The 11,158-nt window shown below is 51.6% G+C and carries 11 protein-coding genes, 1 tRNA gene and 1 rRNA gene; 10 read left to right on the forward strand and 3 right to left on the reverse strand.

The window, feature by feature from the left end; translation table 11 throughout:
• Nucleotides 1–4: 4 nt before the first annotated feature.
• From accC to CMR03_RS08145, 10 genes are all read left to right on the forward strand, one after another.
• On the forward strand, nucleotides 5–1,354 hold the full coding sequence (accC, locus tag CMR03_RS08100; protein ID WP_096011268.1) for an acetyl-CoA carboxylase biotin carboxylase subunit: 1,350 nt from the start codon (nucleotides 5–7) through the stop codon (nucleotides 1,352–1,354).
• 72 nt (nucleotides 1,355–1,426) lie between these two features.
• Nucleotides 1,427–1,669, forward strand: coding sequence for a YhdT family protein (locus CMR03_RS08105; protein WP_096011269.1), 243 nt, complete (start codon nucleotides 1,427–1,429; stop codon nucleotides 1,667–1,669).
• Complete coding sequence (gene panF / locus CMR03_RS08110; RefSeq protein WP_063877441.1) at nucleotides 1,659–3,104, forward strand: sodium/pantothenate symporter; 1,446 nt, start codon at nucleotides 1,659–1,661, stop codon at nucleotides 3,102–3,104. Before CMR03_RS08105 ends, panF begins: the two co-directional genes overlap by 11 nt.
• Before the next feature lie 15 nt (nucleotides 3,105–3,119).
• On the forward strand, nucleotides 3,120–4,004 hold the full coding sequence (gene prmA, locus CMR03_RS08115) for a 50S ribosomal protein L11 methyltransferase (protein ID WP_096011270.1): 885 nt from the start codon (nucleotides 3,120–3,122) through the stop codon (nucleotides 4,002–4,004).
• A 411-nt stretch (nucleotides 4,005–4,415) separates the two neighbouring features.
• The gene (dusB, locus tag CMR03_RS08120; protein ID WP_063877443.1) at nucleotides 4,416–5,381 is read left to right on the forward strand and encodes a tRNA dihydrouridine synthase DusB; all 966 of its coding nucleotides are present in this window, start codon (nucleotides 4,416–4,418) and stop codon (nucleotides 5,379–5,381) included.
• A gap of 23 nt (nucleotides 5,382–5,404) precedes the next feature.
• Nucleotides 5,405–5,701 carry a DNA-binding transcriptional regulator Fis gene (gene fis / locus CMR03_RS08125; RefSeq protein WP_003855228.1) on the forward strand — a complete coding sequence of 99 codons (297 nt, stop codon included), beginning with the start codon at nucleotides 5,405–5,407 and terminating at the stop codon, nucleotides 5,699–5,701.
• 544 nt (nucleotides 5,702–6,245) lie between these two features.
• Nucleotides 6,246–7,271: an amino acid ABC transporter substrate-binding protein gene (locus CMR03_RS08130; RefSeq protein ID WP_063877444.1), complete on the forward strand. Its 1,026-nt coding sequence runs from the start codon at nucleotides 6,246–6,248 to the stop codon at nucleotides 7,269–7,271.
• 69 nt (nucleotides 7,272–7,340) lie between these two features.
• A complete protein-coding gene (locus CMR03_RS08135) occupies nucleotides 7,341–8,519 on the forward strand; it encodes an amino acid ABC transporter permease (protein ID WP_096011271.1) in 1,179 nt (392 codons plus the stop codon).
• 15 nt (nucleotides 8,520–8,534) lie between these two features.
• Nucleotides 8,535–9,635, forward strand: coding sequence for an amino acid ABC transporter permease (locus tag CMR03_RS08140; protein WP_063877446.1), 1,101 nt, complete (start codon nucleotides 8,535–8,537; stop codon nucleotides 9,633–9,635).
• Between the two features lie 7 nt (nucleotides 9,636–9,642).
• Nucleotides 9,643–10,401 carry an amino acid ABC transporter ATP-binding protein gene (locus CMR03_RS08145; RefSeq protein WP_063877447.1) on the forward strand — a complete coding sequence of 253 codons (759 nt, stop codon included), beginning with the start codon at nucleotides 9,643–9,645 and terminating at the stop codon, nucleotides 10,399–10,401.
• Between the two features lie 353 nt (nucleotides 10,402–10,754).
• On the opposite strand, the gene rrf is transcribed toward CMR03_RS08145, so the two are convergent.
• The 3 genes from rrf to CMR03_RS25360 form a co-directional block, all read right to left on the reverse strand.
• Nucleotides 10,755–10,870, reverse strand: a 5S ribosomal RNA gene (rrf, locus tag CMR03_RS08150).
• Between the two features lie 37 nt (nucleotides 10,871–10,907).
• Nucleotides 10,908–10,983, reverse strand: a tRNA-Thr gene (locus tag CMR03_RS08155).
• A partial coding sequence (locus CMR03_RS25360) for a hypothetical protein (RefSeq protein WP_208625011.1) occupies nucleotides 10,979–11,158 on the reverse strand: 180 nt, incomplete at its 5' end. The genes CMR03_RS25360 and CMR03_RS08155, both read right to left, overlap by 5 nt.

Consider the following 11,158-nt stretch of genomic DNA (forward strand, 5'->3'; position numbering starts at 1 on the left):
AACCATGCTGGATAAAATTGTTATTGCTAACCGCGGTGAGATTGCGCTGCGCATTCTGCGTGCCTGTAAAGAACTGGGCATTAAGACTGTTGCGGTTCACTCAAGCGCGGATCGTGACCTTAAGCACGTGCTGCTGGCAGACGAAACGGTTTGCATCGGCCCGGCGCAGTCGGTCAAAAGTTACCTTAATATCCCGGCGCTGATTTCTGCCGCCGAGATCACCGGCGCGGTGGCGATTCACCCCGGTTACGGCTTCCTTTCTGAGAATGCCGATTTCGCCGAGCAGGTTGAACGCTCTGGCTTTATCTTTGTTGGTCCAAAAGCCGACACCATTCGCCTGATGGGCGATAAAGTGTCCGCGATTACGGCGATGAAGAAAGCCGGTGTGCCTACCGTTCCCGGCTCCGATGGCTCACTGACCGATGACATGGAAAAGAACCGTGCCTTCGCCAAGCGCATCGGCTATCCGGTCATCATCAAAGCCTCTGGCGGCGGCGGCGGTCGCGGCATGCGCGTTGTGCGCAGCGATAAAGATCTGGAACAGTCCATCAACATGACGAAAGCGGAAGCCAAAGCGGCTTTCAACAACGACATGGTTTACATGGAAAAGTATCTGGAGAATCCTCGCCACATTGAGATTCAGGTACTGGCAGACGGTCAGGGCAATGCCATCTATCTGGGCGAACGTGACTGTTCGATGCAGCGTCGTCACCAGAAAGTGGTGGAAGAAGCGCCAGCACCGGGCATCACGCCAGAATTACGTGGATTTATCGGTGAGCGTTGTACCCGCGCCTGTATTGATATCGGCTATCGCGGTGCAGGTACCTTTGAGTTCCTGTACGAAAACGGCGAGTTCTATTTCATTGAAATGAACACCCGTATTCAGGTTGAGCATCCGGTTACCGAGATGATCACGGGCGTTGATCTGATTAAAGAGCAGTTGCGCATTGCTGCGGGTCAACCGCTGTCGATTAAACAGGAAGACGTGGTCATTCGTGGTCATGCGGTCGAGTGCCGTATCAACGCAGAAGATCCGGTGAGCTTCCTGCCAAGTCCTGGTAAGATTACCCGCTTTCATGCGCCGGGTGGTTTTGGCGTACGTTGGGAGTCCCATATTTATGCCGGCTACAGCGTGCCGCCTTATTATGACTCCATGATCGGCAAGTTAATCACCTACGGTGAAACCCGTGATATCGCCATTGCACGTATGAAAAATGCCCTGGCGGAGCTGATTATCGACGGGATTAAAACCAACATCGAACTGCAGATGCGAATCATGTCCGATGAGAACTTCCAGCAGGGTGGAACCAATATCCACTATCTGGAGAAAAAGCTCGGCCTGCACGAGAAGTAATCGCAACGCTGAGTCAGTTTGAGGCCGGATATTCCGGCCTTTTTCTTTTCCCGCAGGCGTTAAGGTCACACTATGGACGCGCGTTATTTACAGGCTCACAAAGAAGCTCGCTGGTCACTCTATCTGACACTGGCATGGTTAGCCGTCTGGGGCAGTTCGGCCTGGTTAGGGGGAAATGCGATGGGCATAACCGGCTTGCCGCGCTGGTTTGAGCTCTCCTGTATTTTTGCTCCTCTGCTGTTCATTTTTTTATGCTGGATGATGGTGCGTAAGGTCTTCCGGAATATGTCGCTGGAGGATGACAATGAACACTGAAATCATTCTTCCGCTACTGGCTTATTTGGCCGTCATTGCGGGCTTGTCCGTATTTGCGATGCGTAAACAACGCAAAGGCAACTTTCTGACCGAGTATTTCCTGGGCAGCCGCTCAATGGGCGGATTTGTCCTGGCAATGACCATCACGACCACCTATATCAGCGCCAGCTCGTTTATAGGCGGCCCGGGTGCGGCCTATAAATACGGTTTGGGCTGGGTGTTGCTGGCAATGGTGCAGGTTCCCGCGGTCTGGCTGTCGTTGGGCGTACTGGGTAAAAAGTTTGCCATTCTGGCGCGCAAGCACAATGCGGTAACACTCAACGATATGCTCTACGCACGCTATGGCAGCACACTGCTGGTCTGGTTAGCCAGCCTGAGCCTACTGATTGCCTTTGTGGGCGCGATGGCCGTGCAGTTTATTGGTGGCGCACGTCTGCTGGAAACCGCTGCCGGCATCCCTTACGACACCGGACTGCTTATTTTTGGTGGCACTATCGCACTCTATACCGCCTTTGGCGGCTTCCGTGCCAGTGTCCTCAATGATGCGATGCAGGGCATTGTGATGCTGATAGGCACCTTCTTACTGCTGTTTGCCGTCATTCATCACGCTGGCGGTATTCATTCGGCCGTAGACAAGCTGCACGCGATCGACCCCAAACTGCTGTCTCCTGAGGGCCCGGGCGATATTATTACGCCGACGTTCCTGAGCTCGTTTATTGTGCTGGTCTGCTTTGGCGTCATCGGCCTGCCCCATACGGCGGTGCGCTGTATCTCTTATAAGGACAGTAAAGCGCTGCATCGGGCCATTATTCTTGGCACCATTGTCGTTGTGCTCCTGATGCTGGGGATGCACCTGGCTGGCGCACTCGGTCGGGCGATATTACCGAATCTGACCGTGCCGGACAGCGTTATCCCCACACTGATGATCACCGTGTTACCGCCTCTGGCTGCAGGGCTGTTTTTAGCGGCACCGATGGCGGCGATTATGTCCACCATCAACGCCCAGCTGTTGCAGGCCTCCGCTACGCTGGTCAAAGACCTGTATCTGCGCATCGCCCCGCAGCAAAGTGATAATGAGCCACGCCTGCGGATTTTATCGGGAACGGTGACCTTTTTGCTCGGGATCATACTGCTTTTCGTCGCCTGGCATCCGCCAGACATGATTATCTGGCTCAACCTGCTGGCTTTTGGCGGTCTGGAAGCGGTTTTCCTCTGGCCACTGGTTCTGGGTTTATATTGGGCGCGCGCCAATGCGGTCGGTGCGCTCAGCGGCATGGTGGTGGGCGGAGGCTGCTATGCCGTTCTGGCGACCCTGGGTCTGCAACTGTGGGGTTTTCATCCCATTGTGCCTTCATTATTGTTAAGTCTGCTGGCGTTCCTGGTCGGCAACCTGTTTGGGCGTTTACCGCATGCGGTCAGCGCACCACAACACTGAATTAAGAGAGACGTTATGCCGTGGATTCAAATCAAAATTAACAGTTCTGGCGCAAACGCTGAAGAACTAAGCGATGCGTTAATGGAAACAGGTGCCGTATCTGTCACCTTCCAGGATACGCACGATACACCGGTCTATGAACCTATGCCGGGCGAAACGCGCCTGTGGGGCGATACCGACGTTATCGGGTTATTCGACGCGGAAAGCGACATGGAGGGCGTAATTGCTGAACTTTCTCAGCATCCTCTTCTTGGTGAGAATTTCCGTCACAAGATCGAACAGATCGAGGACAAAGACTGGGAACGTGAGTGGATGGCAAACTTCCATCCTATGCGTTTTGGTGAGCGCCTGTGGATCTGCCCGAGCTGGCGCGATGTGCCCGATCCGGATGCCGTCAATGTAATGCTCGATCCCGGACTTGCTTTCGGTACCGGTACTCACCCTACCACCTCGCTTTGCCTGACCTGGCTCGATGGTCTGGATCTGGCCGGTAAAACCGTGATCGATTTTGGCTGCGGTTCAGGAATACTTGCGATCGCGGCGCTTAAGCTCGGCGCGGCGCAGGCGATCGGTATTGATATCGATCCTCAGGCGATCCAGGCCAGCCGTGACAATGCAGAGCGTAATGGCGTTGCCGATCGTTTATCGCTGTTCCTGCCGCACCAGCAGCCGGAAAACCTTCAGGCCGATGTTGTGGTGGCTAATATCCTTGCCGGGCCGCTACGTGAGTTGGCACCGCTTATCAGCGTGCTGCCTAAATCGGGCGGGCATCTTGGTCTATCCGGCGTGCTAGAGAGCCAGGCCGAGAGCGTCTGTGAAGCCTACGTGGCGCACTTTGCACTCGATCCTGTTGCGGTCAAGGAAGAGTGGTGTCGTATTACGGGCGTCAAAACCGCCTAGTCTTTAAGACGTTGCCCGTCACAGAAGCAGTCCTGCCAGTTCGACAGGACTGCCTGAATGTCTGTGCTGTCGGTTCCGCGTTTCGCTTACAGCCGTTACCGACAGCACCGAAGGCTGTAACACTCAGCAGCACAGCTTTTGCCGTCGCTTAAGCCGTTGCTTGTATCGTTAATCACGGTATGTGACGTTTTTTATCTGGCAAATGCCGAATCTTCGTCGGAAAAACCTTTGTTCACAAAATAAACACAAATGTTTAAACCATTGATTTATAGATAAATTAATTCATATATTCGTGATACGATGAGGGCAAAAGCCGTTTTCTTATGAATTGTTCAAAGTTTGGCCTTTCATCTTCCTAAAAAAATGCGTAATATACGCCGCCTTGCAGATACAGTATGGCATTACGACTTCATGCGCATTGGAAACCTCCAACTGAGAAATCGACTGATTGCAGCGCCGATGGCCGGTATTACTGACAGGCCTTTCAGAACGCTTTGTCACGAGATGGGTGCAGGAATGGCGGTTTCTGAGATGTTGTCATCGAATCCCGAAGTCTGGGCCAGTGACAAATCTCGTTTACGCATGGTGCATAGTGATGAACCCGGCATTCGTGCCGTCCAGATTGCAGGGTGCGATCCCAGTGAGATGGCCCAGGCTGCGCGTATTAATGTCGATGCTGGTGCACAGGTTATTGATATTAATATGGGTTGCCCGGCAAAAAAGGTGAACCGCAAAATGGCGGGTTCCGCCTTATTGCAGTATCCCACAGTAGTGGAGTCTATTCTCTCTGCCGTGGTGAATGCCGTTGATGTTCCGGTAACATTAAAAATTCGTACCGGATGGGATCCAGAAAACAGAAACTGTGTCGCGATTGCCCAATTGGCTGAACGCTGTGGCATTCAGGCTTTGACGATACATGGCCGCACTCGTGCCTGCCTGTTCAACGGAGACGCTGAATACGACAGTATTCGGACAGTTAAGCAGAGTGTTTCTATTCCGATTATCGCGAATGGAGACATAACTGACCCGCATAAAGCCAGAGCAGTGCTCGACTACACCGGAGCCGATGCTCTGATGATAGGACGCGCTGCTCAGGGAAGACCGTGGATCTTCCGGGAAATCCAGCATTATCTGGACACTGGGGAGCTGCTTGCCCCGCTGCCACTGGCAGAGGTCAAGCGTTTGCTTGTTTCGCATATACGTGAGCTGCACGACTTTTACGGTTCAGGCAAGGGATACCGTATAGCGCGAAAGCACGTCTCCTGGTATCTCCAGGAACATGCCCCAAATGACCAGTTTCGGCGCACATTCAACGCCATTGAGGATGCCAGCGAACAGCTGGAGGCGTTGGAGGCATACTTCGAAAATCTTGCGTAACGAAATAAAGAGCTGAAAGAACTATGTTCGAACAACGCGTAAATTCTGACGTACTGACCGTTTCTACCGTTAACTCACAGGATCAGGTAACTCAAAAACCTTTGCGTGATTCGGTTAAACAGGCACTGAAGAACTATTTTGCTCAACTGAATGGTCAGGATGTGAGTGACCTGTATGAGCTGGTTTTGGCTGAAGTCGAGCAGCCTCTGTTGGACATGGTGATGCAGTATACCCGTGGCAACCAGACCCGTGCTGCCCTGATGATGGGTATCAACCGCGGTACGCTGCGTAAGAAACTGAAAAAATACGGCATGAACTGATTCAGTTCAGACCGTTAATCTCGCCAGCCTCAGGGCTGGCGTTTTTATTTGTGCGCTAACGCGCAAATTGTTTTAAATCCTGTGAAACAGTTGCGTCAAATATGGTAACTGTAGTTGCAGTCGCCAGCGTGATTTTTACAGGCCGTCCTTTTTAAACCGTCTCCCGCTACACGCTCATCTTTTTCTGATCGCCTGCCTTTCAACCCTGTCATAACAGCCTTTTGTGAGCCTGATTAACATTTTACGCAACACCTAAATCGCTTACAGCTACCACCTGCAATGCAGCTCACAATGTTGCTAAATAGTGAAACAATTTGCACTAAATGTGATCCCTTCGACTCGAAATGCTTCCTTTTGGTGCGTCATATTATTGCAGCCCTCCAGATGATTCAGATTATTACCCGATCTTTCAGGTGACTTCAGGATTATGCAAACCTGGCACTGGCTTTGCAAAGTCGTGGATGGCCGATCGCCACAGACAGGAACGCACATCAAAGTGCGCAATACATAACAACACAACACGACATGCCACACAGGATGCTTTATGAAAAAGATGATGCTCTCTACTCTGGTTGCTGCGGCTTCTCTGCTTGCCGTTGCTCAGCAGGCTCATGCAGGTACCACACTTGATGCGATTAAAAAGAAAGGGTTCGTTCAATGTGGTATCAGCGATGGCCTGCCGGGTTTCTCTTATGCAGATGCCAGCGGCAAATTTACCGGCCTTGATGTGGATATCTGTCGTGCAGCCGCCGCCGCCGTGTTTGGTGACGCAACAAAAGTGAAATATACCCCGCTGACCGCAAAAGAACGTTTTACCGCTTTGCAGTCAGGGGAAGTCGATATTCTTTCTCGTAACACCACCTGGACTTCATCACGTGACGGCGGCATGGGCTTCATGTTTACCGGCGTTAACTACTACGATGGCATTGGCTTCCTGACCCATAAGAAAGCCGGCCTGAAGAGTGCGAAAGAGCTGGATGGTGCGACCGTCTGTATCCAGGCTGGTACTGATACCGAGCTGAATGTGGCTGACTTCTTCAAAGCCAACAAAATGCAGTACACGCCGGTCACCTTTGACCGCTCGGATGAATCCGCTAAAGCACTGGATAGTGGCCGCTGCGATACGCTGGCATCTGACCAGTCTCAGCTGTATGCCCTGCGCATTAAATTAGGTAAACCAGATGACTTCATCGTCTTACCTGAAGTGATCTCTAAAGAGCCACTGGGCCCGGTTGTGCGTCGCGGTGATGATGACTGGTTCACCATCGTTAAATGGTCGCTTTTCGCCATGCTGAACGCAGAAGAAATGGGCATCAGCTCTAAAAACGTTGATGAGATGACGGCTAAACCTACCACACCTGATATGGCGCACCTGCTGGGCGCTGAAGGTGACTTTGGCAAGGATTTGAAGCTGGATAACAAATGGGCCTACAACATCATTAAACAGGTTGGTAACTATCAGGAAAGTTTTGATCGTAACGTCGGTAAAGACAGCCCGCTGAAAATTGCCCGTGGTCAGAATGCGCTCTGGAACAAAGGCGGCATTCAGTACGCACCACCGGTACGTTAATCACGCCTCACCCGTCGGGCACCGTTTTCTACGGTGCCCCAGCAAAGCTTTCGTTACTGAGGTTTAAACATGTCACAACGCCCAACCGTGAAAAGGGATTTTTCGTTCGGTAATCCCACGGTTCGAGCCTGGCTTTACCAGATAGTTGCGATCATTACCGTACTTGCTGTGGTGGGCTATCTCATCCACAACACCGTTATCAATCTCGCTAATCGCGGTATTACTTCCGGCTTTGGTTTTCTGGAACGCAATGCTGGTTTCGGCATTGTGCAGCATCTTATTGATTACACTGAAGGTGACACCTACGCACGCGTCTTTTTGGTGGGCCTGACTAACACGTTACTGGTGTCGGCACTCTGTATTGTTTTTGCTTCAATACTGGGTTTTTTTATTGGTCTGGCGCGTCTTTCCGATAACTGGTTACTGCGTAAAATCGCCAATATCTACATTGAAACCTTCCGCAATATTCCCCCTTTGCTGCAGATTTTCTTTTGGTACTTTGCGGTATTACGTAATCTGCCCGGTCCACGTCAGGCGCTTAACGCTTTTGATCTCGCCTTTGTCAGTAACCGCGGTCTGTACGTACCCTGGCCGACCTATGCGCCGGGCAGCTGGCCTTTTGTTATTGCCCTTGCACTGGCTATTGTAGCGATTTACGGCCTGTTCCGTTTTAATCGTCAGCATCAGCTTAAAACCGGTCAATTACGTCGCACCTGGCCTGCCGCCATTGCGATGTTATTGGTGTTCCCTTTCATTGCACATCTGGGCTTTGGCGCAGCGATGCACTGGGATATACCTGAGTTACGCGGTTTTAACTTCAGGGGCGGCTTTGTCATGATTCCTGAACTGGCCGCCCTTACGTTGGCGCTGTCGATCTATACCTCCTCTTTTATTGCGGAAGTGATTCGCTCAGGTATCCAGGCCGTGCCCTATGGGCAGCATGAAGCGGCCCGCTCGCTGGGGCTGCCGAATCCCGTTACGCTGCGTCAGGTCATTATCCCGCAGGCCATGCGCGTAATTATTCCGCCCCTTACCAGCCAGTATCTGAATATTGTGAAGAACTCTTCACTGGCTGCTGCAATTGGTTATCCCGATATGGTGTCGTTGTTTGCCGGCACGGTCCTTAATCAGACCGGACAAGCCATTGAGACCATTGCTATCACCATGAGCGTTTACCTGATTATCAGCCTGCTGATTTCAATGTTGATGAACTTCTACAACCGCAAAATCGCGCTGGTTGAGCGTTAAGAGAACGGGATAATTATGTCTGTCACTGCACATGAAACACCGCTGATAGCCTCCTCGCCGTTGAATCGGGCATGGCGATGGGCACGCAAGAACCTGTTTTCAGGTTGGTTTAATACCTTATTGACCCTGTTCTGTATCTGGCTTATCTGGCATGTGATTCCACCTGCTCTGAACTGGCTGATCTTTGATGCGAACTGGTTTGGCACAACACGGGCTGACTGCACCAAAGAGGGCGCATGTTGGGTCTTCATTCATGCCCGCTTCGGTCAGTTTATGTATGGGCTCTATCCTCATGAACTGCGCTGGCGCATCAATCTGGCGCTGATCATTGGGCTCGCGTCTATCGTTCCGATGTTTGTTAAACGTCTGCCTTACCGTGGGCGCTATATTGCCGCCTGGGCAGTGTGTTATCCCCTCGTTGTCTGGTTTCTGTTGTACGGCGGCTTCTTAGGACTCGACCGGGTCGAAACCCGTCAATGGGGTGGACTCACGCTGACGTTAATCATCGCGTCTGTTGGTATCGCGGGGGCATTACCTCTGGGTATTTTGCTGGCGCTGGGGCGACGCTCCCGGATGCCGGTGGTACGAACGCTGTCAGTGATTTTTATTGAGTTCTGGCGTGGCGTGCCGCTGATAACGGTGCTGTTTATGTCATCGGTTATGTTGCCGCTGTTTATGGCAGAAGGGACGACCATCGACAAACTGGTGCGCGCATTGGTTGGCGTCATTTTGTTCCAGTCGGCCTATGTGGCCGAAGTGGTACGTGGTGGGTTACAGGCGTTACCAAAAGGGCAGTTTGAAGCCGCTGAATCATTGGCGTTGGGATACTGGAAGACCCAGATGCTGGTCATCCTGCCGCAGGCATTAAAGCTGACTATTCCGGGACTGGTGAATACCATTATTGCGTTATTCAAAGATACCAGCCTGGTGATCATTATTGGTTTGTTCGATCTGTTTAGTAGCGTGCAACAGGCTACCGTCGATCCCGCCTGGTTAGGCATGTCTACTGAAGGCTATGTCTTTGCCGCGCTGGTCTACTGGATTTTCTGTTTTAGCATGTCGCGTTACAGCCAGTATCTGGAAAAACGTTTTCACACCGGGCGCAAATCGCACTGAGGTTTCTATGACACAAATAATAACTGATTCAACCAATGCGATGATTTCGCTTGAAAATGTGAACAAGTGGTACGGGCAATTTCACGTGCTGAAAGATATTAATCTGCAGGTAAAACCTCGTGAACGTATCGTGTTGTGTGGTCCCTCTGGTTCAGGTAAATCCACCACGATTCGCTGCATCAATCATCTTGAAGAGCATCAGAAGGGCCGTATTGTTGTAGATGGTATTCATTTGAATGAGGATGTGCGCAATATCGAGCGAGTTCGTACTGAGGTCGGTATGGTGTTTCAACACTTCAATCTTTTCCCTCATCTTACCGTTTTACAAAACTGTACGCTGGCACCGATGTGGGTTCGTAAGATTGCCAAAAAAGAGGCTGAAGAGCTTGCTATGCATTACCTGAAGCGGGTGCGTATTGAAGAGCATGCACATAAGTTCCCAGGTCAACTGTCTGGGGGACAGCAGCAGCGTGTCGCTATCGCACGTTCGTTATGTATGAAACCCAAGATCATGTTGTTTGACGAGCCGACATCTGCCCTGGATCCAGAGATGGTGAAAGAAGTACTCGATACGATGATTGGGCTGGCAGAAGACGGTATGACGATGTTGTGTGTGACACATGAAATGGGCTTTGCGCGTACGGTGGCCGACAGAGTGATCTTTATGGATCGCGGTGAGATCGTAGAAGTTGCGCCGCCGCAGGAGTTTTTTGCAAATCCCCGGTCAGAGCGCACCCGCGCTTTCCTGTCTCAGGTTATTCACTGACCCTGCTTCATCTCTCAGCACCTCCGTCATACGGAGGTGCTGTTCTGCCGCGCCTGACAACTGCATACAGCGCGTCTATTCCCCGTATATTCTCACTTCGCTAACGCTGATTACACAACGCTTCAACTGACAGAGTTGCCTGTCCGCAATCATACTTCATTGCGCCAGCAGTCCTTCTTCTTGCCGGTTACATGGCTTTTATTGGCCATTTTACGGGTCAGGGGAGAGCCACCCGGCCGTTTTAAGTACATCATCAGTGCCTGTGGCGACCCATATACGTTTAACAGAGACTTTTTACCGAATAACAGACGTAAAAAAGCCCTGAACTTTCGTTCAGGGCTTTTTTGTTTGATGCCTGGCAGTTCCCTACTCTCGCATGGGGAGACCCCACACTACCATCGGCGCTACGGCGTTTCACTTCTGAGTTCGGCATGGGGTCAGGTGGGACCACCGCGCTACAGCCGCCAGGCAAATTCTTTATTTGCCGAACTCTAGCCATATATAACTGGTGCTGATACCCAGAGTCGAACTGGGGACCTCACCCTTACCAAGGGTGCGCTCTACCAACTGAGCCATATCAGCACGCAACAGGTACTCCCGGCACTTTTATGCTGATGCTCGGGTCTTTCAATTTGATGCCTTGCAGTTGATGAATCACGCGGTGATTCACCCTTCGGGCCGCTGCTCTGCAGCGTTCAAAAGCATTCGCTTTTGTCCTACTCTCTTTGAGTAGAGAACTGCCCGAAGTAACGTGCAG

This window comes from Pantoea allii (genome assembly GCF_002307475.1).
Classification (GTDB): domain Bacteria; phylum Pseudomonadota; class Gammaproteobacteria; order Enterobacterales; family Enterobacteriaceae; genus Pantoea; species Pantoea allii.